Here is a 25,469-nt window from a genome sequence, read left to right on the forward strand (position 1 = left end):
CCACTGTGTTCTTCGAGTCCCCCCACCGGTGCGGTGGGGGCCGCGGTTCGAGGCACTCTACCGGCATCGCGTGAACCCGCCGCGACCCCTCCGGAACCGCTTCCTCCGGGCGCCTGGCCCGGATTCAGATCCAGGTGTCGAGCCACATGCGGGCCCGCCAGGCGTCCATCGGCATCGTCTGGCCCGTGTACAGCGGGAAGAAGTAGATGAAGTTCCAGATGATGAGCAGGACGAGCGCGCCCGCGCCGACCGCGCCCACCACCCGCCGGGTATCGGTCGCCCCCGGCGGACCCAGCAGCGCGCCGATCATCATGGCCACCGCCAGACACAGGAACGGCACGAACACGACGGCGTAGAAGGAGAAGATCGTGCGGTCCTGGTAGAGGAACCACGGCAGATACCCGGCCGCGATCCCGGCCAGGATCGCGCCCGCCCGCCAGTCGCGCCGCAGCGCCCACCGGAACAGCAGGTAGAGCACCGCGAAGCAGGCCGCCCACCACAGCAGCGGGGTGCCCAGGGCCAGCACCTCGCGCGCGCACTTCTCGGCGGCGTCTTCGGGGCAGCCTTCCTGACCGGCCCGCGGCGACTCGTAGAAGTACGAGACCGGCCGCGACTGGACCAGCCAGCTCCACGGGTTGGACTGGTAGACGTGCGGCGAGTCCAGGCCCACATGGAACTTGTAGACCTCGGTCTCGTAGTGCCACAGGCTGCGCAGCGGGTTGAGCAGCCAGTCGAAGGTGCCGCCGCTGCCGTAGCCGCCGCCGTCCGGCCGGTCCGACTCGGCCCAGTGGCGGAAGTAGCCGCTGTGCTGCCAGCCGCGCGTCCGGCTGAAGGTGCCGCTCGCGCCGAACCAGCCCGACCAGGAGGCGATGTACGTGACGATCGCCACAGGCACCGTCGACAGGAACGCCCACGGCAGATCGCGCCGCAGCACCGTCCGGTAGGGGCGCAGGGCGCCCGCGGTGCGGCGCGCGCCGACGTCCCACAGGACGGTCATGAGGCCGAAGAGCGCCAGTACGTAGAGCCCGTTCCACTTGGTGCCGATGGCCAGGCCCAGCAGCACCCCGGCCGCGATCCGCCACGGCCGCGCGCCCAGCTTCAGGCTCCCGGCGACCTCCGCGTCGGGCCGCGCCGGGCCGTCGTCGCTCTCCGGAAGCGTCGCCGGGGGTGCCGCCGGGAGTGCCGCCGCGAGCCGGGCCCGGGCCTTGTCCCGGTCGATGAGCAGACAGCCGAAGGCGGCCAGCACGAAGAACATCAGCACCAGGTCGAGCAGCGCTGTGCGGCTCATCACATAGTGCAGACCGTCCACGGCCATCAGCGCGCCCGCCAGGCAGCCGAGGAACGTCGAACGGAAGAGCCGCCGCCCGATCCGGCACAGCATCAGTACCGACAGGGTGCCGAGCACGGCGACCATGAACCGCCAGCCGAAGGGGTGCAGCCCGAAGAACTGCTCGCCCAGCCCGATGACCCACTTGCCGACCGGCGGATGGACCACATAGGACGCGGCGTCGCTCAGCGGGATGTGCTGCGGCGTGTCGAGGATCCTGTCGTTGGCGGTCTTGGGCCAGGTGCCCTCGTAGCCGAACCGCCAGACCGACCAGGCGTCCTTGGCGTAATACGTCTCGTCGAATATGACCTTGTCCGGGCTGCCGAGGCGCCAGAAACGGGTCAGCCCGGCGACGAGCGCGACCAGCAGCGGCCCGCCCCAGCCGCTCCAGCGGGCGATTCTGGCCGCCACCGCGGGGGTCGCCCCGAGCGTCTCCCACAGCCGGGTGCCCGGCTCCTGGTACGGCGGGACCAGCCGTTCGCGTACACCGGGCCGGGGGTGGCCCGCGTATCCGAAACGGCGCAGCCGACGCTGCCAGGCCGGCGGGTGCTGGCCGGCGGCTCGGCCCGGCTGGGCGTGGGTCGCGGTGTCACTGCTCACCGGGCCATCGTAGGGAAGCGGCCTGTGAGTGTGGCGTGGATCAGGTGGTGTCTCGCGGAAACGGCGGCCGACGCGGCGGGTGCGGCGGGCTGCGAGGATGGCCCGGTGACTGGAACGCTCGTACTCGCAGGGACCCCCATCGGCGACACCGCGGACGCGCCGCCGCGGCTGGCCGCCGAGCTGGCGGCGGCCGATGTGATCGCCGCCGAGGACACCCGGCGGCTGCGCCGGCTCACCCAGGCGCTGGACGTCCAGCCGGGCGGCCGGGTGGTGTCCTACTTCGAGGGCAACGAGGCGGCGCGTACCCCCGAGCTGGTCGAGGCGCTGGCGGGGGGCTCCCGGGTGCTGCTGGTCACCGACGCGGGCATGCCCTCGGTCTCCGACCCCGGCTACCGGCTGGTCGCCGCCGCCGTCGAGCGCGGCATCGCGGTCACCGCGGTGCCCGGCCCGTCCGCAGTGCTCACCGCGCTGGCCGTCTCCGGGCTGCCGGTGGACCGCTTCTGCTTCGAGGGCTTCCCGCCGCGCAAGGCGGGGGAGCGGCTGGGGCGGCTGCGCGAGGCCGCCGAGGAACGGCGCACCCTGGTCTACTTCGAGGCCCCGCACCGGCTGGCCGCCACCCTGGCCGCCATGGCGGAGGTGTTCGGCGCGGACCGGCGGGCCGCGGTGTGCCGGGAGCTGACCAAGACGTACGAAGAAGTCCGGCGCGGCCCGCTGGAGGAGCTGGCGGCCTGGGCCGCCGAGGGCGTACGGGGCGAGATCACCATCGTCGTCGAGGGCGCCGCCGCATCGGGCCCCGACGAGGCCGGTCCCGCCGAGCTGGCCCGCCGGGTCGCGGTGCGCGAGGAGGCCGGGGAGCGCCGCAAGGAGGCCATCGCGGCGGTCGCGCAGGCCGCCGGGGTACCCAAAAGGGTGGTGTTCGATGCGGTCGTGGCGGCAAAGAACGCGGCGGCGGACGCGCCACGCGAAGGTAAAGCCCACCACTGAAAGGCAAAGGGCAGACCTGCCGATCGGGCGGTTTCGATAGTGCACAGCTAAATCTCCCCCAAAGAGAGGGAAGAGCTGCTGCGATCCCGCCGGGAAAGGCGTCCACTGGAGGAGAAGCGAGGGGACGTACCAATCCCGGAAGACTTGTCCTGCGGACAAGAGGAGCTGCCATGAGCGATATAGCGGGAGCCTCGAACGGCGTTCACCCGATATCCCGGCCCACCGTCGGCCCCGAGGGCGACGAGGTGGCCCACGAGGCCTACGCCTTCGCCTGCATGAAGTGCGGGCACGGCTGGGAACGGTCGTACGACATCGAGCACCACGTGGACGGCGAGGGCCACCCCTTCGTCGTCTACTTCACCGACGGCACGCGCGTCCCGTCCCCGCTGACGAGCCCCGACTGCGTCAACTGCGGTGCGCATCTGGTGCGCATCATGCGGGCGGGCCAGGTCTCGTCGGTCCTGGAGAGCGCCCGGCGGACCCCGCCGCGCGGTGCGCCGAAGGCGGGACCGGACGGTGCGGGGCCGGACGGCGGGGCGGACACCGAAGGCACCACGCGGCGCCGTGGACACCACTGGCACCTGTCGAATCTCCTGCACCCCTTTTCGCATCGCAAATGAGCTGGGTCAGGGTCAGCTGAGCGGCCGGGCGTGATGTGAAGGGTGTGATTCACCCGACATTCACCGGCATTCATAGAATCACGCTCATGGCGCAATCAGCATCGACCCACGGCGGCAGCGGCGGAACCGGCAGCGGTAAGAACAACGGCGGACAAAACGGCAGGCAAAAGGAAAAGGACGCTCCGCCCCCGCTCCCGGACCCCCTGCGGGTACCGGTCGCCGACTCCCACACCCACCTGGACATGCAGACGGGAACCGTCGAGGACGCCCTGGCCAAGGCGGCCTCGGTCGGCGTGACGACCGTCGTCCAGGTGGGATGCGACCTCGCCGGGTCGCGGTGGGCGGCCGAGACCGCGGCCGCCCACGACGGCGTCTGGGCCACCGTCGCCCTCCACCCCAACGAGGCGCCCCGCATCGTCCTCGGCGACCCTGATGGCTGGTCCCGGCAGGGCGCCCGGGAACCCGGCGGCGACCAGGCCCTCGACGCGGCCCTCGCCGAGATCGACACCCTCGCCGCCCTGCCCCAGGTGCGCGGCGTCGGCGAAACCGGCCTCGACTACTTCCGCACCGGCCCCGACGGTATGGCCGCCCAGGAACGCTCGTTCCGCCGCCACATCGACATCGCCAAACGGCACGGCAAGGCCCTGGTCATCCACGACCGCGAAGCCCACGACGACGTCCTGCGGGTGCTCGCCGAGGAGGGCGCCCCCGACACCGTCGTCTTCCACTGCTACTCCGGCGACGCCGCCATGGCCAAGGTGTGCGCGGAGCACGGCTACTACATGTCCTTCGCGGGGAACGTCACCTTCAAGAACGCCCAGCCGCTGCGCGACGCCCTCGCCGTCGCCCCCCTCGACCTCCTCCTCGTGGAGACCGACGCACCGTTCCTCACCCCCGCGCCCTACCGCGGACGGCCTAACGCTCCGTACCTGATTCCGTTCACCCTGCGGGCCATGGCCGACGTCAAGGGCGTCCCCGAAGACACCCTGGCGACCGCCGTGGCGGCCAACACCGCGCGCGTCTTCGGCTATTCGGCGCCCGACGGCCCCCAAGACCGCTGACAACGCAGGGTAATTAATCGGCTTTGGAGAGTCACCGGACACTCCGCTACAGTCCGCGGCGTCCCGCCCCGACCCGTGGACCCGTGGAGTGTCGTCGTGAGCCGTACGCAGGGCAGCCACCGCGTCCCGGGCGGCCGTGCCGCCGCCCGCCGAGCCGCCCGGCGCGGACGCGCCCCGGCCCGCACCGACCCGATGCGGAGGCTGCTGCCCCAGGCACTCGTGGTCGCCGCCCTGGCCGGCGGCACCTCCGCCTTCGTCGCCCAGGACAAGGCGGTACGGCTCAGCGTCGACGGCCACGCGCGCACCCTCCACACCTACGCCGACGACGTGGCCGAACTGCTCGCCGACGAGGACGTCGCCGTCAGCCCGCACGACATCGTCGCCCCCGCCCCCGGCCAACCCCTCACCAGCGGCGACGAGATCGCCGTCCGCTACGGCCGCCCCGTCACCCTCACCGTCGACGGCGAACGCCGCCGGGTGTGGACCACCGCCGAAACCGTCGACGGCGCGCTGCGCCAACTCGGCGTACGCGCCGCCGGCGCCTACCTGTCCGCCTCCCGCTCCGCCGCCATCACCCGGCGCGGACTGGACCTCGACGTCCGCACCGAGCGCACCGTCACCTTCCTCGCCGACGGACGCGCCCACACCATCCGCACCAACGCCGCCACCGTCGGCGAAGCGCTCACCACCGCCGGGCTCACCCTGCGCGGCCACGACACCACCTCCGTGCCGCAGGACAGCTTCCCGCGCGACGGCCAGACCGTGACCGTCATGCGCATCACCGGCAGCAGGGAGATCCGCGAGACGCCGGTCCCCTTCCCGACCATCCAGCGCGCCGACCCCACTCTCTTCAAGGGCACCCAACTGGTCGCCCGGGAAGGACGTCCCGGCACCCTGCGGACCATCTACCGGGTGCGCACCGTCAACGGCGTACGCCAGCGGCCCCGAAAGGTGCGCTCCGAGACCGTCCGGGCGCCCCTCGCCCGCATCGTCCGCGTCGGCACCATGACCCCGCCCACCGCCGTCGCCGGCGCCGACCGGCTCAACTGGCAGGCCATGGCCCGCTGCGAATCCGGCGGCCGCCCCGGCGCCGTCGACAGCTCCGGCCGCTACGGCGGGCTCTACCAGCTCGACCGCCAGACCTGGCAGGCCCTCGGCGGCCACGGCGCCCCCCAGGACGCGCCCCCCGCCGAGCAGACGTACCGGGCCAAGAAGCTGTACGTCCAGCGCGGCTCCGCCCCCTGGCCGCACTGCGGCCAGAAGCTGCGCCAGTGAACGCTGCCGCGCCCGCCCCCGTAAACTTCCCCGGTGAGCTCAACCGACCCCGACCCCGGTCCCACCGCGCTGCTGGGCCCCGCCGACATCCGCGACCTCGCGGCCCGCCTCGGCGTACGCCCCACCAAGCAGCGCGGCCAGAACTTCGTCATCGACGCCAACACGGTGCGCCGCATCGTGCGCACCGCCGAGGTGCGGCCCGACGACGTCGTCGTCGAGGTCGGTCCCGGCCTCGGCTCCCTGACCCTGGCCCTGCTGGAGGCCGCCGACCGGGTCACCGCGGTCGAGATCGACGACGTCCTGGCCGCCGCCCTCCCGGCCACCGTGGCCGCCCGGCTGCCCGAGCGCGCCGACCGCTTCGCGCTCGTCCACACCGACGCGCTGCACGTCACCGACCTCCCGGGGCCCGCCCCGACCGCCCTGGTCGCGAACCTCCCCTACAACGTCGCCGTCCCCGTCCTGCTCCACATGCTCGCCCGCTTCCCCACCATCGAGCGCACCCTGGTGATGGTGCAGTCCGAGGTCGCCGACCGCCTGGCCGCCCCGCCCGGCTCCAAGGTCTACGGCGTGCCCTCGGTCAAGGCCGCCTGGTACGCGCACGTCAAGCGCGCGGGCGCCATCGGCCGCAACGTCTTCTGGCCCGCCCCGAACGTCGACTCCGGCCTCGTCTCCCTGGTCCGCCGCGCCGAACCCCTCACGACGACCGCCTCCCGCGACGAGGTCTTCGCCGTCGTCGACGCCGCCTTCGCCCAGCGCCGCAAGACCCTCCGCGCCGCCCTCTCCGGCTGGGCGGGCTCGGCCCCCGCCGCCGAAGCCGCCCTGACGGCGGCGGGCATCTCCCCGCAGGCCCGCGGCGAGTCCCTGACGGTGGAAGACTTCGCCGCCATCGCCGAACACGCCCCCACCCGCTGACGCCGCCGAGCCTCCGGGGGAGCCCGCCGCAGGCGTCCCCAAGCCGCGGCTCCGCATCGGGGTCCGGGGGTGCCCCGGCGTGGGCGGGGTCGGCGCAGGCGCGACAATGGCCGCATCGGACATCCGAACCCCTTCCCTAGGAGCCCCGTGACCCGCCCCGTGACCGCCCGCGTCCCCGCGAAGGTCAACGTTCAGCTCGCGGTCGGCGGCCGACGCCCCGACGGCTTTCACGACCTGGCCAACGTCTTCCTCGCCGTAGGGCTCCACGACGAGGTCACGGCCACCCCGGCCGAAAGCCTCCGCATCACCGTCGAGGGCACCGACGCACCGCACGTCCCCACCGACCACACGAACCTCGCCGCGCGCGCGGCGGTCGCGCTCGCCGCCCGCCACGGCATCGCGCCGGACGTGCATCTGCACATCGCCAAGGACATCCCCGTCGCGGGCGGCATGGCGGGCGGCAGCGCGGACGCGGCAGGGGCCCTGCTGGCGTGCGACGCGCTGTGGGGGACGAAGACCAGCCGCACCGAACTGCTGGCGCTCTGCGCCGACCTGGGCAGCGACGTCCCGTTCAGCCTGGTCGGCGGCGCGGCCCTCGGCCGTGGCCGGGGGGAGCTGCTGACGCCGCTGGAGACGGGCGGGACGTTCCACTGGGTGTTCGCGGTCGCGGACGGCGGCCTGTCCACCCCGGCCGTCTACCGGGAGTGCGACCGCCTCCGGGAGGAGACGGGGGCGGGCGCGACCGTGGACGACGTCCCCGACCCGGAGCCGTCCGAGGCGCTGCTCACGGCCCTGCGTACCGGCGACCCGGCCGCGCTGGCCGCCGCCGTGACCAACGATCTCCAGCCCGCCGCGCTGTCCCTGCGCCCGGCGCTCGCCGAGACGCTGCGCGCGGGCGCGGAAGGGGGCGCACTCGCCTCCCTCGTGTCCGGCTCCGGCCCGACCTGCGCGTTCCTGGCGAAGGACGCGGAGGCCGCCCAGGACGTGGCCACGGCGCTCGCGGCGTCCGGCACCTGCCGCACCGTGCGGACGGCGTCGGGCCCGGCGCCCGGGGCGACGGTCACCACTCCCTGACCGCGACTACCCTGGGACGTCGATCGATCCGCGTACAGGAGTGTGATGGCCACCAACTTGGTCAACGTCGAAGCCGTCGGCAAGGTGTACGGCACCCGCGCGCTGCTGGACGGCGTGTCCCTCGGGGTCAACGAGGGCGACCGGATCGGCGTCGTCGGCCGTAACGGGGACGGGAAGACCACGCTCATCCGGATCCTCGCCAAGCTCGAACCGGCCGACGACGGCCGCGTCACCCACGCCGGGGGCCTGCGGGCGGGCGTGCTGACCCAGCACGATTCGCTCGACCCCGCCGCGACGGTCCGGCACGAGGTGATCGGCGACCTCGCCGACCACGAGTGGGCGGGCGACGCCAAGGTCCGGGACATTCTCACCGGGCTCTTCGGCGGGCTCGACCTGCCCGCCTTCCCGCAGGGCCTGGACACCGTCATCGGCCCGCTGTCCGGCGGCGAGCGCCGCCGTATCGCGCTCGCCAAGCTGCTGATCGCCGAGCAGGACCTGATCGTCCTGGACGAGCCGACGAACCACCTCGACGTCGAGGGCATCTCCTGGCTGGCCGGTCATCTGCGGGCGCGCCGCTCGGCGCTGGTGGTCGTCACCCACGACCGCTGGTTCCTGGACCAGGTCTGCACCCGCATGTGGGACGTGCAGCGCGGCGCGGTGCACGAGTACGAGGGCGGCTACAGCGACTACGTCTTCGCCCGGGCCGAGCGCGAGCGCATCGCCGCCAGCGAGGAGGCCAAGCGGCAGAACCTGATGCGCAAGGAGCTGGCGTGGCTGCGCCGCGGCGCCCCGGCCCGCACCAGCAAGCCGCGCTTCCGCATCGAGGCGGCGAACGCGCTGATCGCGGACGTCCCGCCGCCGCGCGACAGCGCCGAGCTGATGAAGTTCGCGAACTCCCGCCTCGGCAAGACGGTCTTCGACCTGGAGGACGTGACCGTCACCGCCGGGCCGAAGGTGCTGCTCAAGCATCTGACCTGGCAGTTGGGGCCGGGCGACCGGATCGGCCTGGTGGGCGTGAACGGCGCGGGCAAGACGTCGCTGCTGCGCGCCCTCGCCGAGGCCGCGCGCAGCGAGGGCGAACGGCAGCCCGCGGGCGGCCGGATCGCCGTCGGCAAGACCGTGAAGCTCGCGTACCTCTCGCAGGAGGTCGCCGAACTCGACCGGAACCTGCGCGTCCTGGAGGCCGTCGAGCAGGTGCGGCAGCGCGTCGACCTGGGCAAGGGCCGGGAGATGACCGCGTCGCAGCTGTGCGAGAAGTTCGGCTTCACCAAGGAGAAGCAGTGGACGCCGGTCGGCGACCTGTCCGGCGGTGAGCGGCGCAGGCTCCAGATCCTGCGGCTGCTGATGGACGAGCCCAATGTGCTGTTCCTGGACGAGCCGACGAACGACCTGGACATCGAGACCCTGACCCAGCTGGAGGACCTCCTCGACGGCTGGCCGGGCTCGCTCGTGGTCATCAGCCACGACCGGTACTTCCTGGAGCGCACCACCGACCGGGTGCTCGCCCTGCTGGGCGACGCCAGCTTGCGCATGCTGCCGCGCGGGGTGGACGAGTACCTGGAGCGGCGGCAGCGGGCGCTGGCCGAGGCGACGGCCCCGTCAACGTCCGGCTCCGGCAAGCAGGCGTCCGGCAAGCAGAAGGCCGCGGAGGCGCCGTCCGGCGGGCAGCGTTCGGCGGCCGAGCAGCGTGCCGCGAAGAAGGAACTCCAGAAGATCGAGCGGCGGCTGGACCGCATCAGCGACCAGGAGTCCACGCTGCACGCCCAGATCGCCGAGGACGCCACGGACTTCACCCGGGTCGCCGAGCTGGACGCCAAGCTGCGGGAGCTGACGGGGGAGCGGGACGAACTGGAGACCCGCTGGCTGGAGCTGGCCGACGACGCGTGAGCGGGCGGCGCGTGCGCCCCGACGGCCTGTGAGGGCCGACGACGCGTGAGCAACAGTCGCGTCACGGGCCGGTCTCAGCTGCTCGATAGATGCCGACCGGCCCGTGGCTTGTCATGACCGGGTGATACAAAGAACTCCCGCCTTGCCCTGCTGCTCACCGGCGGGTCGCATGTCCGATTCGCTCCATCCCGGCGGGCTCCGGCCGCCGGGATCGCGGGGGAGGCCGAGTCGGTCCATGGGCTCGCCTTAGAAGGAATACCCATGTCACAGCCGCCTCCGCCGCCGAATCAGCCGCCGCAGGGCGGCTTCGGCGCGCCGCAGGAGCCGAGTTACGGCTATCCGCAGCAGCCGCCCGTACCGCCTCCGCCGCCCCCGGGCCCGCCGTCGCAGCCGCCGCAGACGCCCCCGCAGGGCGCGGGTGGTTACGGCTACCCGGGGCAGTCGGTCCACGCGGAGCCCACCCAGGCGGCCATGCCGTCCCCGTACCAGCAGCAGTACGGCCAGCAGCAGTACGGGCAGCAGCCCTACGGCCAGCAGCAGTACGGCCAGCAGGGGTACGGCTACCCGCCCCAGCCGCAGTACCCCGGCGGCCCGGGCCAGGGCGGCGGCCCCGGCGGCAGCGGCCGGTCCAAGCAGCGGATGGCGGTCATCGTCAGCGCCGTGGTCGCGGTCGCGCTGGTCATCGGCGGCGGCATATGGTTCGCCACCAAGGGCGGCGACACCGATGACCAGGCCAAGGGCAAGGACAAGCAGACCAGCCAGGGCAGCACCAGCGGCAGCACGGGCGGCACCAAGAACAAGCCCGCCCCGAAGACGGTCAACGCCCAACTGGTCAACAAGCTCCCCATGCCGAAGGTCAACGACCAGGTCACGGTCGAGGGCATGTGGACCGTCGGCGACACCTTCGTGAAGGCCGGGGTCAACAAGATCGACGGCTACCCGCTGGACGGCGGCGCCGCGAAGTGGTCGATTCCCCTCGCCGGTGCGGTCTGCTGGTCCTCGGATCACGTCTCCAAGGACGGTCTGACCGCGGTCCTCTACCAGGAGACCAAGCCGACCAAGGAGGACGAGTACCCGAGCTGCAACCAGGTCGCGCTGCTGGACCTGAAGAACGGCAAGATGCGGTGGCACCGGGACGTCAGTGACGGGGACGAGAAGGTTCCCTTCGACGAGGTGACCTTCGGCGGCGGCACGGTCGCCGCGGGCGGCACCAGCGGCGGCGCCGCCTGGTCGTCGTCGGGCAAGCAGCTGTGGAAGCCGCAGGCCACCAGCGACTGCGAGGACCGCGGCTATGCCGGCAGCGAGACCAAGCTGGTCGCGGTGCGCCGGTGCGGTCAGTACGACAACCCGCAGATCCAGGTCCAGACGCTGAACCCGAAGACGGGCGCGGTGAAGTCCGCGTACAAGGTGTCGCAGGGCATCGACTACGTGCACATCGCGTCCACCAACCCGCTGGTGATCGGGCTCGACGCGGGCGACTCGACCGGCTCCGGGGTCTCCGACTTCCTGTCCATCGACGACAGCGCCAAGGCCGGTACGGTGCGCGCGAAGATCAGCACCGAGAACGGCAAGTACCAGGCCAAGTGCCCCTCGACCAGCGTCGAGGGCTGCCGCCAGATCGCCGTCAGCAAGTCGGCCGACGCCCTCTTCCTGGGGTCGGAGGACCGCAACAGCTACGACAGCACCACCGCGGCCAACGAGATCGTGGCGTTCAGCCTGTCGACCGGCAAGCCGGTCGGCAAGACGGACGGCGTCAAGGCCGCCGCGATGACCCCGCTCGGCCTCGACGAGGACGGCTTCGTGCTCGCCTACCAGGAGAGCACCTTCGACGAGGGCGGCGCGGTGTGGCGCATCGACCCCAAGTCGTACGAGAAGGCGAAGCTGTTGCAGAACCCGGCCGACAGCGGGGAGATGGAGTCGAAGTTCAGCCCCAGCTACTCGGAGATCATCTACTCCGACCAGCGGCTGTACATGAGCACCGTCTACGCCGACAAGCCCTCCGGCTCGTACGACAAGGACGACCCGCTGGCCATCATCTTCGGCGGCAGCTGACACCACCGGCGCACCACCTCGGCGGCCCCGCCCGTACGCACCGTACGGGCGGGGCCGCCGCCGTTTTCCGCCAGGGTTCGCCATGATCGAATCCGTTCGGCCGGGCAGGCCGCATCGATCTGTTTCAGACGTGAATGAGGTGTCAAGTAGGCGCAGATGGGCGGGATTTCGGCATTCCGGGGGGCTTCTTCCGGGTAAGGGGCGCGCAACGTCGAACAAGCGTGTAGCTTCCCGGGGCAAAGGGGGGAAACTCATGGGCGTGCGACTCATGGTGGTCGATGACCACCGCCTGCTCGCGGAGGCCCTCGCCTCGGCGTTGAAGCTGCGCGGGCACCGGGTGCTCGCGGCGGCCGCGCCGAGCGCGGGAGCGGCGGAGCTGGTGGTGAGCCGGGCACCGGAGGTGTGTCTGCTGGGTACGGCGACACCCGCCGATCCGGGCGTGTTCGAACCGGTCGTGCGGATCAAGAAGGAGCGGCCGCAGGTCGCGGTGGTGGTGCTCGGCCCGGTGCCGAGCCCGCGCGGCATCGCCGCCGCGTTCGCCGCGGGCGCGTCGGGCTATGTCCGGCACGACGAGCGGATCGAGGGCGTCGAGCGCGCCATGATGAAGGCGCGCGCGGGCGAGGCGGCGGTGGCCCCGCAGCTGTTGCAGGGGGCGTTCGCGGAGCTGCTCAACCCCGCGGCCCAGCCGGACGACGAGGGGGCCCGGCTGCTGCGCATGCTGACCCCGCGCGAGGTGGAGGTGCTCATGCGGGTCGCGGAGGGCGAGGACACCCGGCTGATCGCCGCGGGCATGGGCATCGCGCCGAGCACGGCGCGCACCCATGTGCAGCGGGTGCTGATGAAGCTCGGGGTGGGATCCCGGCTGGAGGCGGCGGCGCTTGCGGCGCGCACCGGTCTGCTGGACCGGGCGGCGACGCACCGCAGCGCCGAGACCTAGCCGGCCACCTGGCCGACCGCGTCAGCCCTCCGCGTCCCCGGGCCGGTCGGGTCCCTGCTCGGGGGCGGGGTGGGGCACGGGCAGCGGCCTGAGCTTCATCCAGAGCAGGAAGAGCAGGCCGAGGACGAGCATGCTGACGCCCGTCCACAGGTTGATGTTGATGTTCTCGGCCTTTTTCAGGGCCGCGTCGGAGGCGGTGATTCCGGCGATCGTGACGATGATCCCGTAGATCACGAACAGGCCGCCGATGATGCGCCGTACGTCGAAGAGCCGGGCCGCGGTCGCCGACTTCCCCTCCAGCTCCTCGACCTCGTGCTGATACTCGTAGTCGTCACTCATGGCGCGGGTTCCTTATCCGCAGGAGGGTCACGGGTTCACAGGGAGAACGGGACGTAAGCCAGGGCGGCGAGGACGATGGCGCCCCAGCCGAGCAGGGCGGGCCTGCGGTACCAGGCCTCGTCGCCGGGCGCCGCGGGTTCGGCGATGCCGGGGGCGGTGGTTCCGTAGACCAGTCCGGCCAGCGACTGTTCCGGCTTGGGCTTGGTGAACGGCGTGATGGCGACCATCACCACCCCGCCGACCACGAACGCCACGATGGCGGAGACGAAGTTGGCGCCCTGGTCGCTGGGGATGGAGATGACGCCGTCCTTGTAGAGCCAGAAGTAGTTGATCATCGCGGCGACGGTGCCGGAGAGCAGCCCCCAGAACCCGGCCGGGGCGGTGGCCCGCCGCCAGAACATCCCGATGATGAAGACGCAGAACAGCGGCACGTTGAAGAACGAGAACAGGGTCTGGAGGTAGTTCATGATGTTGCTGAACGAGGACGCGATGAACGCCGTCCCCATCCCGGCCAGTACGCCGATCGCGGTCACCACCCGCCCCGTCAGCAGGTAGTACTCGTCCGCGCGGTCCTTGATGACGTACGCCCGCCAGATGTCATTCGTGAAGACCGTGTTGAAGGACGAGACGTTGGCCGCCATGCCCGCCATGAAGGCGGCGAGCAGTCCGGTGACCGCCATGCCCAGCACGCCGTTGGGGAGCAGATCGCTCATCAGGAGCGGGATCGCGTCGTTGTACTGGAGATCGCTCTTCTTGGAGCCGATCCCCGGCTCGACGGCCAGGGCGATCAGCCCCGGGACCACCACGATCAGCGGGATGAACATCTTGGGGAAGGCGGCGATCAGCGGGGTGCGCTGGGCGGCCGAGAGGTTCTTGGCGGACAGCGCGCGCTGGACCTCGGCGAAGTTGGTCGTCCAGTAGCCGAAGCTCAGGCAGAAGCCGAGGCCGAGCACGATGGTGAGCCAGTTGGCGCCCAGCGGGTTGCCCGAGCCGATGCCGGTGCCGCCCCACGCGGAGGTGAAGTTGGGGCCGTGGGACGCTTCGAGGGAGTCCTTGAGCCCGCCGAAGCCGCCCACCCGCTTCAGGCCGACGACGGTGAGCGGGATGAGCGCGGCGAGGATGACGAAGAACTGGAGCACCTCGTTGTAGATCGCCGAGGAGAGCCCGCCCAGGGTGATGTACGCGAGCACGAACAGCCCGGCGACGACGATGGCCACCCACTGCGGCCAGCCGAGCAGCGCCTCGACGACGATGGCCATCGCGTAGAGGTTGACGCCCGCGATCAGCACGGACGCCACGGAGAAGATGATCGAGCTGAGCAGATGCGAGGACGGCCCGTAGCGGTGCAGCAGGAATTCGGGCACCGACCTGACCTTGGAGCCGTAGTAGAACGGCATCATCACCAGGCCGAGGAAGACCATGGCCGGAATGGCGCCCACCCAGTACCAGTGCACCGTGTAGACGCCGTACTGGGCGCCGTTGGCCGCCATTCCCAGGATCTCCAGGGCGCCCAGATTGGCGGCGACGAAGGCGAGACCGGTGACCCACGCGGGCAGTGACCGGCCGGAGAGAAAGAAGTCCAGGCTCGTCTTCACGCTTCGTCTGGCGGCGAATCCGACGCCGAGTACGACGGCGAAGTAGAGGATCAGGATGGTGTAGTCGAGGGCGTTGGTGGGGAGCCGGAGATCTGCTGCCAGAAGGTGCATAAATCACCATCCTGCTTTATTCGGGCATCTCTATCGCGCATTGACGTCGCTGTTGGCTTGTGGTTCATTATGTTTAGTTGTGTTGGGTGATGCTGACAGGAGCTGGCGGACGTGAAGAAGACGGCGACGCGGCTCGCGGACGGACGCGAGCTGATCTACTACGACGCGCGCGACGACGCTGCGCGCGACGCCGTCGATCAGCGGCCGCTCGACCCCATTTCCACCCGCTCCGAGATCCGCCACGACCGCCTCCTCGGCGACGACGTGGCCGTCGCCTCCCACCGCCAGGGGCGCACGTACCACCCGCCGGCCGACGAATGCCCGCTGTGCCCCTCGCGCGACGGGCGGCTCAGCGAAATCCCCGCCTCCGACTACGACGTCGTCGTCTTCGAGAACCGCTTCCCCTCGCTGGCCGGTGACGCGGGCCGGTGCGAGGTCGTGTGCTTCACCTCCGACCACGACGCCTCCTTCGCCGACCTCACCGCCGAGCAGGCCGCCCTGGTCCTCGACGCCTGGACCGACCGGACCGCCGAGCTGGCCCAACTCCCCTCCGTCGAGCAGGTGTTCTGCTTCGAGAACCGCGGCAGGGAGATCGGCGTCACCCTCGGCCATCCGCACGGCCAGATCTACGGGTATCCCTTTCCGACGCCGCGTACCCGGCTGATGCTCCGCTCCGCCGTCGAGCACCGTGAGCGGACCGGTCGGAATCTGTTCGATGATGTGGTCGCCGAGGAGCGATCCGACGGATCGCGCATCGTGCTCGACGGCGAGCACTGGACCGCCTTCGTCCCGTACGCCGCGCACTGGCCGTACGAGGTGCACCTCTACCCCAAGCGCCGGGTCCCGGACCTGACCGCGCTGGACGATGCCGCGCGCACAGAGTTTCCACAGATGTATCTGGAACTCTTGAAGCGCTTCGACCGGATTTTCGGGGAAGGGGAGCCGCCCACGCCGTACATCGCCGCCTGGCACCAGGCGCCGTTCGGCAAGGGCGGGGAGGTGAGCCGCGCGGACCGCGAGGAATTCGCACTCCACCTCGAGCTTTTCACCATCCGCCGCACTTCCGGCAAGCTGAAGTTTCTCGCGGGTTCCGAATCCGGCATGAATGTGTTCATCAATGATGTGCCGCCGGAGGCCGCGGCCGAGCGACTGCGAGAGGTAGCCAGCAAGTGAGCAATGCGCAGCAGAAGAAGTACCTGGTCACAGGCGGTGCCGGTTATGTCGGCAGCGTGGTCGCCGCGCATCTGCTGGAGGCCGGACACCAGGTGACCGTCCTGGACGACCTGTCCACCGGGCACCGCGAGGGCGTTCCGGAAGGCGCGGAGTTCATCGAGGGCCGCATCCAGGACGCGGCCAAGTGGCTCGAGGCCTCGTACGACGGCGTGCTGCACTTCGCGGCGTACTCGCAGGTCGGGGAGTCCGTCGTCAACCCGGAGAAGTACTGGGTCAACAACGTCGGCGGGACCACCGCGCTGCTCGCGGCGATGCGGGACGCCGGGGTGCGCACCCTCGTCTTCTCCTCCACCGCCGCCACCTACGGCGAACCGGACGAGGCCCCGATCACCGAGGACTCCGCGACCGCGCCGACCAATCCGTACGGCGCCACCAAGCTCGCCGTCGACCACATGATCAGCGGCGAGTGCGCCGCCCACGGCCTGGCCGCGGTCTCCCTGCGGTACTTCAACGTCGCGGGCGCCTACGGGGCGTACGGCGAGCGCCATGACCCCGAGTCGCACCTGATCCCGCTGGTGCTCCAGGTCGCGCAGGGCCGCCGCGAGGCGATCTCCGTCTTCGGCGACGACTACCCGACCCCCGACGGCACCTGCGTCCGCGACTACATCCACGTCGCCGACCTGGCCGACGCCCACCTCCTCGCGCTGGGCGCTGCTGCCACGGGCGAGCACCTGATCTGCAACCTCGGCAACGGCAACGGCTTCTCCGTCCGCGAGGTCATCGAGACCGTCCGCCAGGTCACCGGCCACCCGATCCCCGAGGTCGTCGCCGACCGCCGGGGCGGCGACCCGGCCGTGCTGGTGGCCTCGGCCGAGCGCGCCAAGGAGCGCCTCGGCTGGCGCCCGAGCCGCGCCGACCTGAAGGGCATCGTCGCGGACGCGTGGGACTTCGCGCGGCGCACGCACTGAGCGGCGGAACGCGCGGCCGCCCGGCCGCGGAAGACCAGAACAAAGGGACAGGGGACAGCGAGTGAGCGACGTATCGGCGGGGTTCCGGGAGGTCTACGGGACCGACCCGGAGGGCGTGTGGGCGGCGCCGGGCAGGGTCAACCTGATCGGTGAGCACACCGACTACAACGACGGCTTCGTGATGCCGCTCGCCCTGCCCCACACCTGCCTGGCGGCCGCCTCGCCGCGCACCGACGGGGTGCTGCGCGTCCACTCCGGGGACGCCCCGGGCGGGGTCGTCGGGCTGCGCGTCGAGGAGCTGACCCCGGTCGCCGCGGGCGGCACCGGCGGCGACCGCGGCGGCTGGGCGGCCTACCCGGCGGGCGTGGTGTGGGCGCTGCGCGAGGAGGGGCTGCTCTCCGGTGCCGCGGCCGGCGGGGCGGACCTGCACTACGCGTCCACGGTGCCCACCGGCGCCGGGCTGTCCTCGTCCGCCGCGCTGGAGGTGGTGACGGCCACCGCGCTCAGCGAGCTGTACGGGCTGGGGCTCACCCCGGAGCGCATCGCCCAGCTGTGCCAGCGCGCGGAGAACCAGTTCGTCGGCGTCCCCTGCGGGATCATGGACCAGATGGCGTCCGCCTGCTGCACCGAGGGCCATGCGCTCTTCCTCGACGCCCGCGACCTCACCCAGCGGCAGGTGCCGTTCGACCTCGCGGCGGAGGGGCTGCGGCTGCTGGTCGTGGACACCCGGGTGAAGCACGAGCTGGGCGACGGCGCGTACGCCAACCGGCGCGCCGCGTGCGAGTCGGCCGCGCGGGCGCTCGGCGTGCCCGCGCTGCGCGAGGTGGAATTCGAGACCCTGGACGCGACGCTCACCACCCTCGCCGGGCTCGGTGTGGATGACACCGTGCGCCGCCGGGTGCGCCATGTGGTGACCGAGAACCAGAGGGTGCGGGAGGTCATCGAGCGGCTGGACGGGGGCGACACCCGGTCCATCGGCCCGGTCCTGACCGCCGGACACGCCTCGTGCCGCGATGACTTCGAGATCTCCTGCGCCGAGCTGGACCTCGTGGTGGAGTCGGCGAACGCGGCGGGCGCGCTCGGCGCGCGGATGACCGGCGGCGGCTTCGGCGGCTCGGCGATCGTGCTGGTCGAGGTGGCGGACGAGGACGCGGTGGCCAAGGCGGTCACCGAATCCTTCGCCGCCGCCGGACACCGGGCCCCGCGGATCTTCCCGGCGGTCCCGAGCGCGGGCGCCCGGCGGCTGTAGCCCGTAGGAGGCCCTCCAGCCGGAAGGGGTTCTTCGGACGATCCGGGCTGCCTCGCTGCCTTCGGCCGTTGAGCGATCAATTTTCGCCGTTCTTGGCTTCCTTACTCCCCAAGACCGAACACAAAGACCACCGTAAACAGGCGAGGCCGGGCAGTTTCGTTCATTCGCTCCGGATGGCGTACCCCGGCCTTACGCTGAGCACAGCGTCGGTGGGGGCCGACGTGCATCAGGGGGCGAGACAGTCAGGTACGACGCCCGGGGTGGGGTAGCGATCTCAGCACGGCGGCGGCCGTGCGGTTGCGGTGATCCCTTCCCGGGCGCCGTACCCGTACTGCTTCTCGGGGTATCCGGGAATATCCGGCGACGTGGGGGGTTCCGTGGCACGTATTCGGGTTCTGGTGGTCGACGACCATCGCATTTTCGCCGAGTCACTGGCCGCCGCCCTCGCGGCGGAACAGGACGTGGACGTGGCGGCGGCCGGAAGCGGCCCGGCGGCGCTGCGCTGTCTGGAGCGCGGAGTGGCCGAGGGGCGCCGCTTCGACGTCCTTCTGATCGACGCCGATCTGGGCTCGCTGAACGGGGAACCGGTCCATGTGCCGCAGGCCGTACCGGCCGAGGCCGCCCACGGCGGCGGCCCGGGCGCGGGCCCGCCGGGGCGGGTCAACGGGCGGTCGCAGGACGGCATAGCGCTGGTCGGCGGCGTGCGCACCGCTCAACCCGGGGTGCGCACCGTGGTGCTGGCCGAGCGCGACGATCCGCGCCGGGCCGCGGCGGCGCTCCAGGCCGGGGCGTCCGGCTGGGTGGCCAAGGACTGTTCGCTGGTCCGGCTGCTCGCCGTGATCCGGGGGGTGCTGCGGGATGAGACGCATCTGCCGCCCGCGCTGCTCACCGGCGTGCTGCGGGAGCTGACGGCGGCTCGTAAGCACCGCACCGAGAGCGAGCGGCTGGTCGAATCGCTGACGCCGCGTGAGCGGGAAGTGCTGCGCTGCATGGTGGCCGGGCTCGGCCGCAAGGCAGTGGCCGAGCGGCTGTTCCTGTCCCCGCACACCGTCCGCACCCATATGCAGAACGTGCTGGGCAAGCTGGGCGTGCACTCCACGCTGGCCGCCGTGGCGCTGGCCCGGCGGGCGGGCGTGGGCCCGGTCGACCTAGCCGGGGAAATTGTCGAACGGGGCGGTCAGCTGGCGTAGCAGTGCCGCCAGCTCGGCGCGCTGGGCCTGGGACAGCTCGGCGAGGATGGCGCGCTCGTGGTCCAGCAGCCCGGCCAGCGCCTGGTCGGCGCGGTCGCGTCCCTCCGCGGTGAGCCGGACCAGCACCCCGCGCCGGTCACTGGGGTCGGGCAGCCGCTCGACCAGGCCCTTCTTCGCCAGCCGGTCGATGCGGTTGGTCATGGTGCCCGAGGTGACGAGGGTCTGGGTCAGCAGCTGCCCGGGGGAGAGCTGGTACGGGGTTCCGGCCCGCCGCAGCGAGGTCAGCACGTCGAACTCCCAGGACTCCAGCTGGTGCTCGCTGAAGGCGATCCGCCGCGCCCGGTCGAGATGGCGCGCGAGCCGGCTGACCCGGCTGAGCACTTCGAGCGGTTCGACATCGAGGTCGGGGCGTTCCCGACGCCATGCCGCAACCAGTCGATCGACCTCGTCGTCCATGACGATCAGTGTAGTAGGTCTGTCGACATGAAGTCTCTTGACATCAAGAGACACCCTGGAGGACGGTAAGCCTGCTCGTACCGACCGTACCCGCTCAAGGGACTTCACCATGCGTACGTCACCCAACTGGGACCCGGCCCAGTACCTCCGCCACTCAGGCCATCGGGCCCGCCCCTTCCGCGACCTCCTCGCCCACATCCCCGCGCTCCCCGCGGAACCCGGCCGCCCGCCCCGCATCGCCGACCTCGGCTGCGGCCCCGGCAACGTCACGGTCCTGCTCTTCGACCGCTGGCCCGACGCCCACGTCACCGGCCTCGACAGCTCCGCCGAGATGCTCGACCAGGCCCAGCCCCTCGCCGGTCCCACCACCGGCGGCGGCCGCCTCGACTTCCGTACCGTCGACGCCCTGCGCTGGGAGCCGGACGAGACCTACGACCTCATCGTCTCCAACGCCGCGCTCCAGTGGATGCCGGGCCACGCCGACGCCTTCCCCGCCTGGCTCGCCGCCCTGCGCCCCGGCGGCACCCTCGCCTTCCAGCTCCCCGGCAACTTCGGCGCCCCCAGCCACACCCTGCTGCGCGACCTGTGCGACGCCCCGCAGTGGCGCGACCGCCTCGTCGACGCCGTGCGCAGCCCCGCGTCCGCCCTGGAACCCCTCGACTACCTCGACCGGCTCACCGCGCTGGGCTGCGAGGTCGACGCCTGGGAGACCACCTACCTCCAGATCCTCACCGGACCCGACCCCGTCCTCGACTGGACCAAGGGCACCGCCCTGCGGCCCGTCCTCACCGCCCTCGCCGACGACCCGGCCGCGCGTGACCGCTTCCTCGGCGAATACGCCGCCCTCCTCCGCGAGGCCTACCCCGCGGCCCCGTACGGCACGGCCTTCCCGTTCCGGCGCATCTTCGCCGTGGCCCACAAGCAGGCGTGAGGACGCCTGCTCACGCCTTGCGGTGGCCTATCAGCCGCGGCTTCTGCTCCAGACCGTCCAGGCCGTGCCAGGCCAGGTTCACCAGATGCGCCGCCACCTCGGACTTCTTCGGCTTGCGGACGTCCAGCCACCACTGGCCGGTCAGCGCCACCATCCCCACCAGGGCCTGGGCGTACAGCGGGGCGAGCTTGGCGTCGAAGCCGCGGGCCTTGAACTCCAGGCCCAGGATGTCCTCCACCTGGGTGGCGATATCGCTGATCAGCGAGGCGAAGGTGCCCGTCGACTGGGCGACGGGGGAGTCACGGACCAGGATGCGGAAGCCGTCCGTGTACTCCTCGATGTAGTCCAGCAGGGCGAACGTGGCCTGCTCGCACAGCTCCCGTGGATGGCCCGCGGTCAGCGACGTGGTCACCATGTCCAGCATCCGCCGCATCTCACGGTCCACCACGACCGCGTACAGCCCTTCCTTGCCGCCGAAGTGCTCGTACACCACCGGCTTGGAGACCCCGGCCTTCGCCGCGATCTCCTCCACCGAGGTGCCCTCGAAGCCCCGTTCGGCGAAGAGCGCCCGACCGATGTCCAGCAGCTGCTCCCGGCGCTCCTTGCCGGTCATCCGTACCCGGCGGGGGCGCCGGGGGCCGGATCCGGAGGACCGGACGGCCCGGGCCGCCCGGTCGTTGCTGCCGCTGGTATTACTGTCGGTCTCCACGCCCTCTATCATGCCGCTTCGGCAGGGGCCTCTTTACGGCGGGAGTCGATCCGGTTCGCGTTCGGCCAGCGGACGTCATACGCCCAGCCCAGCTTCTCGAACCAGCGGATGATCCGGGCGCTGGAGTCCAGCTGGCCCTTCATCACCCCGTGCCGGGCGCACGTCGGATCCGCGTGGTGCAGGTTGTGCCAGGACTCGCCGCACGAGAGCACCGCGAGCCACCACACGTTCCCGGACCGGTCGCGCGACTTGAACGGACGCTTGCCCACCGCGTGGCAGATCGAATTGATCGACCAGGTCACATGGTGCAGCAGCGCCACCCGAACGAGCGATCCCCAGAAGAACGCGGTCGCGGCCCCCTGCCACGACCAGGTCACCAGGCCCCCGATGGCGGCGGGCAGCAGCAGCGACACGACCGTCCACACCACGAACTGGCGGGAGATGTTGCGGACCGCACTGTCCTTGATCAGGTCCGGCGCGTACTTGTACTGCGGCGTCTGCTCCTCATCGAACATCCATGCGATATGTGCCCACCACAACCCCTTCAGCAGGGCCGGGACCGTCTCCCCGTACCGCCACGGCGAATGCGGGTCGCCCTCCGCGTCGGAGAACTTGTGGTGCTTGCGGTGATCGGCCACCCAGCGCACCAGCGGCCCCTCCACCGCCAGTGAACCCGCGATCGCCAGCGCGATCCGCAGCGGCCGCTTCGCCTTGAACGAGCCATGGGTGAAGTAGCGGTGGAAGCCGATCGTGATGCCGTGGCAGCCGATGTAGTACATGACCACCATCAGCGTCAGGTCCAGCCAGCTCACCCCCCAGCCCCAGGCCAGGGGGATCGCCGCGACCAGCGCGACGAACGGGACGGTGATGAACAGCAGCAGGGTGATCTGTTCGATGGAACGCTTGCTGTCCCCGCCGAGCGTGGCGGACGGAAGCGGGGGCTCTTGGGCCTTCGGTGCGTCGTGGGTCACGTCGTGGCTTGCAGTCATGGGATCCCTCGTGGGGCTCGGGGCTGGGCTACGGATCCGTAACCTACGGCGACGTAAGTATGGCAGGGCCGCGAACCGGGGCAAGAGGGCTCTGGTTTCCCCCGAGGGAACGCCGCCTATCCTGGGGACGTCGGACAGCGCGGTCCGCACATGGCCGAAAGCACCCGGTGCGGGCCCTGCGGCGCCAGCCGCGCGGGGCTGCACCCCGCTAGGAACCCCCCGTTCACTGCAAGGAGCCCGCACCTGTGAGCAGTGCCGACCACACGAATGCCGCCCTGCGTGCCGATATCCGCCGTCTGGGTGACCTCCTCGGCGAGACCCTGGTCCGACAGGAGGGCCCCGACCTCCTCGACCTCGTCGAGCGCGTCCGCGCCCTCACCCGCAGTGACGGCGAGGCCGCCGCCGAGCTCCTCGGCACCACCGACCTGCCCACCGCGGCCAAGCTGGTGCGGGCCTTCTCGACCTACTTCCACCTGGCCAACGTCACCGAGCAGGTGCACCGGAGCCGCGAGCTGAGCGCCCGGCGCGCCGCCGAGGGCGGCATCCTCGCCCGCACCGTCGACCAGCTCAAGGACGCCGACGCCGACCACCTGCGGCAGACCGTGGAGCACCTGGGCGTCCGCCCGGTCTTCACCGCCCACCCCACCGAGGCCGCCCGCCGCACCGTCCTCAACAAGCTGCGCCGCATCGCCGAGCTGCTGGACACCCTGGCCGCCGGTGGCGAGAGCCGCCGCGCCGACCTGCGGCTCGCCGAGAACATCGACCTGCTGTGGCAGACCGACGAGCTGCGGGTCGCCCGCCCCGAGCCCGCCGACGAGGCCCGTAACGCCGTCTACTACCTGGACGAGCTGCACGCCCACGCCGTCGGGGACGTCCTGGAGGACCTCACCGCCGAGCTGGAGCGGGTCGGCATCGAGCTGCCCGCCACCACCCGCCCCCTCACCTTCGGCACCTGGATCGGCGGCGACCGCGACGGCAACCCCAACGTCACCCCCCAGGTGACCTGGGAGGTGCTGATCCTCCAGCACGAGCACGGCATCACCGACGCCCTGGAGATCATCGACGACCTGCGCGCCGCCCTCTCCAGCTCCATCCGCAACTCCGCCGCCTCCGAGGAACTGCTCGCCTCCCTCCAGCGCGACCTGGAGCTGCTGCCCGAGATCAGCCCGCGCTACAAGCGGCTCAACGCCGAGGAGCCCTACCGGCTCAAGGCCACCTGCATGCGGCAGAAGCTCGTCAACACCCGCGAGCGCCTCGCCAAGGACGCCCCGCACGTCCCCGGCCGCGACTACCTCGGCACCGCCGAGATGCTGGACGACCTCCGGCTCATCCAGGACTCGCTGCGCGCCCACCGCGGCGCCCTGATCGCCGACGGCCGCCTCGAGCGCGCCATCCGCACCCTGGCCGCCTTCGGTATCCAGCTCGCCACCATGGACGTGCGCGAGCACGCCGACGCCCACCACCACGCCCTCGGCCAGCTCTTCGACCGCCTCGGCGAGGAGTCCTGGCGGTACGCGGACATGCCCCGCGACTACCGGCGCAAGCTGCTCGCCAAGGAACTGCGCTCCCGCCGCCCCCTCGCGCCCTCCCCGGCGCCTCTGGACGCCGCCGGAGCCAAGACCCTCGGCGTCTTCCAGACCATCCGCGAGTCCTTCGAGCGCTTCGGGCCCGAGATCGTGGAGTCCTACATCATCTCCATGTGCGCCGGCTCGGACGACGTCTTCGCCGCCGCCGTCCTCGCCCGCGAGGCCGGGCTCATCGACCTGCACGGCGGCTGGGCCAAGATCGGCATCGTGCCGCTGCTGGAGACCACCGACGAGCTGAAGATCGCCGACCAGCTCCTCGACGACATGCTCTCCGACCCCTCCTACCGGCGCCTCGTCTCGCTGCGCGGCGATGTGCAGGAGGTCATGCTCGGCTACTCCGACTCCTCCAAGTTCGGCGGCATCACCACCTCCCAGTGGGAGATCCACCGTGCCCAGCGGCTGCTGCGCGACGTCGCCCACCGGCACGGCGTACGGCTGCGCCTCTTCCACGGCCGCGGCGGCACCGTCGGCCGGGGCGGCGGCCCCACCCACGACGCGATCCTCGCCCAGCCGTGGGGCACCCTCGAAGGCGAGATCAAGGTCACCGAGCAGGGCGAGGTCATCTCCGACAAGTACCTGGTCCCCTCGCTCGCCCGCGAGAACCTGGAGCTGACGGTGGCCGCCACCCTCCAGGCGTCGGCCCTGCACACCGCCCCGCGCCAGTCGGACGAGGCACTCGCCCGCTGGGACGCGGCGATGGACACGGTCTCCGACGCCGCCCACGGCGCCTACCGCGCCCTGGTGGACGACCCCGACCTGCCCGCGTACTTCTTCGCCTCCACCCCCGTCGACCAGCTCGCCGAACTCCACCTCGGCTCCCGTCCGTCCCGCCGCCCCGACTCCGGTGCGGGACTCGACGGGCTGCGCGCCATCCCGTGGGTCTTCGGCTGGACCCAGTCCCGGCAGATCGTCCCCGGCTGGTTCGGCGTCGGCTCCGGTCTCAAGGCGGCCCGCGAGGCCGGGCTCGACGGCGTGCTGGACGAGATGCACCAGCACTGGCACTTCTTCCGCAACTTCCTGTCCAACGTCGAGATGACCCTCGCCAAGACGGACCTGCGGATCGCCCGGCACTACGTCGACACCCTGGTCCCCGACGAGCTGAAGCACGTCTTCGACGTCATCCAGGCGGAGCACGAGCTGACGGTGCGGGAGGTGCTGCGGATCACCGGCGAGACCGAACTCCTGGACTCCAACCCCGTCCTGAAGCAGACCTTCCACGTGCGGGACGCCTACCTCGACCCGATCTCCTACCTCCAGGTGAGCCTGCTTCACCGGCAGCGCACCGCACGCGAGCGCGGCGAAGAGCCCGACCCGGTGCTGGCCCGGGCCCTGCTCCTCACCGTCAACGGCGTGGCGGCGGGTCTGCGCAACACCGGCTGACCACCCCGGCACAACACCAAGCGGCGGCCCGCTCCCCGGAGGAGCGGGCCGCCGCTTGGTGTGT

21 protein-coding genes are annotated in these 25,469 nt (G+C 71.7%); 15 read left to right on the forward strand and 6 right to left on the reverse strand.

The annotated features are described in order from the left end of the window. Positions 1-124: 124 nt before the first annotated feature. Complete coding sequence (locus tag HYQ63_RS26510) at positions 125-1,927, reverse strand: dolichyl-phosphate-mannose--protein mannosyltransferase (protein WP_179936404.1); 1,803 nt, start codon at positions 1,925-1,927, stop codon at positions 125-127. Positions 1,928-2,032: 105 nt separating this feature from the next. Between HYQ63_RS26510 and rsmI the strand changes: the two genes are divergently transcribed. From rsmI to HYQ63_RS26555, 9 genes are all read left to right on the forward strand, one after another. Then, positions 2,033-2,911 carry a 16S rRNA (cytidine(1402)-2'-O)-methyltransferase gene (gene rsmI / locus HYQ63_RS26515; protein WP_179936405.1) on the forward strand — a complete coding sequence of 293 codons (879 nt, stop codon included), beginning with the start codon at positions 2,033-2,035 and terminating at the stop codon, positions 2,909-2,911. Between the two features lie 170 nt (positions 2,912-3,081). Continuing rightward, positions 3,082-3,531, forward strand: a complete 450-nt coding sequence (locus HYQ63_RS26520) for a hypothetical protein (RefSeq protein WP_179936406.1) — start codon at positions 3,082-3,084, stop codon at positions 3,529-3,531. Positions 3,532-3,617: 86 nt separating this feature from the next. Continuing rightward, entirely contained in the window at positions 3,618-4,592 is a 975-nt protein-coding gene (locus HYQ63_RS26525; protein ID WP_257232142.1) for a TatD family hydrolase, read from the forward strand. Positions 4,593-4,604: 12 nt separating this feature from the next. Beyond that, a complete protein-coding gene (locus HYQ63_RS26530; protein WP_373689218.1) occupies positions 4,605-5,867 on the forward strand; it encodes a ubiquitin-like domain-containing protein in 1,263 nt (420 codons plus the stop codon). Between the two features lie 33 nt (positions 5,868-5,900). Continuing rightward, the gene (rsmA, locus tag HYQ63_RS26535; RefSeq protein ID WP_179936408.1) at positions 5,901-6,779 is read left to right on the forward strand and encodes a 16S rRNA (adenine(1518)-N(6)/adenine(1519)-N(6))-dimethyltransferase RsmA; all 879 of its coding nucleotides are present in this window, start codon (positions 5,901-5,903) and stop codon (positions 6,777-6,779) included. A 147-nt stretch (positions 6,780-6,926) separates the two neighbouring features. Next, positions 6,927-7,853 (forward strand): 4-(cytidine 5'-diphospho)-2-C-methyl-D-erythritol kinase, encoded by a 927-nt coding sequence (locus HYQ63_RS26540; protein ID WP_179936409.1) that lies wholly within the window; start codon positions 6,927-6,929, stop codon positions 7,851-7,853. Between the two features lie 45 nt (positions 7,854-7,898). Further along, entirely contained in the window at positions 7,899-9,740 is a 1,842-nt protein-coding gene (locus HYQ63_RS26545) for an ABC-F family ATP-binding cassette domain-containing protein (RefSeq protein ID WP_179936410.1), read from the forward strand. Positions 9,741-10,001: 261 nt separating this feature from the next. Continuing rightward, positions 10,002-11,792 (forward strand): hypothetical protein, encoded by a 1,791-nt coding sequence (locus tag HYQ63_RS26550; protein WP_179936411.1) that lies wholly within the window; start codon positions 10,002-10,004, stop codon positions 11,790-11,792. A gap of 253 nt (positions 11,793-12,045) precedes the next feature. Continuing rightward, positions 12,046-12,729, forward strand: a complete 684-nt coding sequence (locus HYQ63_RS26555; protein ID WP_179936412.1) for a LuxR C-terminal-related transcriptional regulator — start codon at positions 12,046-12,048, stop codon at positions 12,727-12,729. A gap of 21 nt (positions 12,730-12,750) precedes the next feature. On the opposite strand, the gene HYQ63_RS26560 is transcribed toward HYQ63_RS26555, so the two are convergent. Next, a complete protein-coding gene (locus tag HYQ63_RS26560; protein ID WP_179936413.1) occupies positions 12,751-13,068 on the reverse strand; it encodes a hypothetical protein in 318 nt (105 codons plus the stop codon). 35 nt (positions 13,069-13,103) lie between these two features. After that, the gene (locus HYQ63_RS26565) at positions 13,104-14,774 is read right to left on the reverse strand and encodes a sodium:solute symporter family protein (RefSeq protein WP_179936414.1); all 1,671 of its coding nucleotides are present in this window, start codon (positions 14,772-14,774) and stop codon (positions 13,104-13,106) included. Between the two features lie 111 nt (positions 14,775-14,885). Between HYQ63_RS26565 and galT the strand changes: the two genes are divergently transcribed. The 4 genes from galT (at position 14,886) to HYQ63_RS26585 (ending at position 19,354) form a co-directional block, all read left to right on the forward strand. Then, positions 14,886-15,947, forward strand: a complete 1,062-nt coding sequence (galT, locus tag HYQ63_RS26570; RefSeq protein ID WP_179936415.1) for a galactose-1-phosphate uridylyltransferase — start codon at positions 14,886-14,888, stop codon at positions 15,945-15,947. Beyond that, on the forward strand, positions 15,944-16,915 hold the full coding sequence (gene galE, locus HYQ63_RS26575) for a UDP-glucose 4-epimerase GalE (RefSeq protein ID WP_179936416.1): 972 nt from the start codon (positions 15,944-15,946) through the stop codon (positions 16,913-16,915). Before galT ends, galE begins: the two co-directional genes overlap by 4 nt. 61 nt (positions 16,916-16,976) lie before the next feature. Continuing rightward, positions 16,977-18,164 (forward strand): galactokinase, encoded by a 1,188-nt coding sequence (gene galK, locus HYQ63_RS26580; protein ID WP_179936417.1) that lies wholly within the window; start codon positions 16,977-16,979, stop codon positions 18,162-18,164. Between the two features lie 377 nt (positions 18,165-18,541). Next, positions 18,542-19,354 (forward strand): response regulator transcription factor, encoded by an 813-nt coding sequence (locus HYQ63_RS26585; RefSeq protein WP_179936418.1) that lies wholly within the window; start codon positions 18,542-18,544, stop codon positions 19,352-19,354. Here HYQ63_RS26585 and HYQ63_RS26590 read toward each other — a convergent pair. Continuing rightward, entirely contained in the window at positions 19,313-19,810 is a 498-nt protein-coding gene (locus tag HYQ63_RS26590; protein WP_009715516.1) for a MarR family winged helix-turn-helix transcriptional regulator, read from the reverse strand. The genes HYQ63_RS26585 and HYQ63_RS26590 overlap by 42 nt on opposite strands. 109 nt (positions 19,811-19,919) lie before the next feature. Between HYQ63_RS26590 and HYQ63_RS26595 the strand changes: the two genes are divergently transcribed. Further along, positions 19,920-20,741, forward strand: a complete 822-nt coding sequence (locus HYQ63_RS26595; RefSeq protein ID WP_179936419.1) for a trans-aconitate 2-methyltransferase — start codon at positions 19,920-19,922, stop codon at positions 20,739-20,741. A 10-nt stretch (positions 20,742-20,751) separates the two neighbouring features. On the opposite strand, the gene HYQ63_RS26600 is transcribed toward HYQ63_RS26595, so the two are convergent. Together HYQ63_RS26600 and HYQ63_RS26605 are read right to left on the reverse strand one after the other, a co-directional pair. Beyond that, positions 20,752-21,462: a TetR/AcrR family transcriptional regulator gene (locus tag HYQ63_RS26600; protein WP_179936420.1), complete on the reverse strand. Its 711-nt coding sequence runs from the start codon at positions 21,460-21,462 to the stop codon at positions 20,752-20,754. After that, positions 21,459-22,439: a fatty acid desaturase gene (locus HYQ63_RS26605; protein ID WP_179936421.1), complete on the reverse strand. Its 981-nt coding sequence runs from the start codon at positions 22,437-22,439 to the stop codon at positions 21,459-21,461. Before HYQ63_RS26605 ends, HYQ63_RS26600 begins: the two co-directional genes overlap by 4 nt. A 245-nt stretch (positions 22,440-22,684) precedes the next feature. Between HYQ63_RS26605 and ppc the strand changes: the two genes are divergently transcribed. Further along, the gene (gene ppc, locus HYQ63_RS26610) at positions 22,685-25,405 is read left to right on the forward strand and encodes a phosphoenolpyruvate carboxylase (protein ID WP_179936422.1); all 2,721 of its coding nucleotides are present in this window, start codon (positions 22,685-22,687) and stop codon (positions 25,403-25,405) included. Positions 25,406-25,469 lie beyond the last annotated feature (64 nt).

Origin of the sequence: Streptomyces sp. Rer75 (genome assembly GCF_013414305.1) — a bacterium.
Classification (GTDB): domain Bacteria; phylum Actinomycetota; class Actinomycetes; order Streptomycetales; family Streptomycetaceae; genus Streptomyces; species Streptomyces himastatinicus.

Bases quoted from the DNA above. Each gene is read 5' to 3' on its own strand.
- HYQ63_RS26520 (WP_179936406.1), top strand. From the start codon at position 3,082: ATGAGCGATATAGCGGGAGCCTCGAACGGCGTTCACCCGATATCCCGG.
- HYQ63_RS26550 (WP_179936411.1), top strand. From the start codon at position 10,002: ATGTCACAGCCGCCTCCGCCGCCGAATCAGCCGCCGCAGGGCGGCTTC.
- HYQ63_RS26525 (WP_257232142.1), top strand. From the start codon at position 3,618: ATGGCGCAATCAGCATCGACCCACGGCGGCAGCGGCGGAACCGGCAGC.
- HYQ63_RS26595 (WP_179936419.1), top strand. From the start codon at position 19,920: ATGCGTACGTCACCCAACTGGGACCCGGCCCAGTACCTCCGCCACTCA.
- HYQ63_RS26555 (WP_179936412.1), top strand. From the start codon at position 12,046: ATGGGCGTGCGACTCATGGTGGTCGATGACCACCGCCTGCTCGCGGAG.
- HYQ63_RS26590 (WP_009715516.1), bottom strand. From the start codon at position 19,810: ATGGACGACGAGGTCGATCGACTGGTTGCGGCATGGCGTCGGGAACGC.
- HYQ63_RS26600 (WP_179936420.1), bottom strand. From the start codon at position 21,462: ATGATAGAGGGCGTGGAGACCGACAGTAATACCAGCGGCAGCAACGAC.
- HYQ63_RS26545 (WP_179936410.1), top strand. From the start codon at position 7,899: ATGGCCACCAACTTGGTCAACGTCGAAGCCGTCGGCAAGGTGTACGGC.
- HYQ63_RS26565 (WP_179936414.1), bottom strand. From the start codon at position 14,774: ATGCACCTTCTGGCAGCAGATCTCCGGCTCCCCACCAACGCCCTCGAC.
- HYQ63_RS26560 (WP_179936413.1), bottom strand. From the start codon at position 13,068: ATGAGTGACGACTACGAGTATCAGCACGAGGTCGAGGAGCTGGAGGGG.
- HYQ63_RS26605 (WP_179936421.1), bottom strand. From the start codon at position 22,439: ATGACTGCAAGCCACGACGTGACCCACGACGCACCGAAGGCCCAAGAG.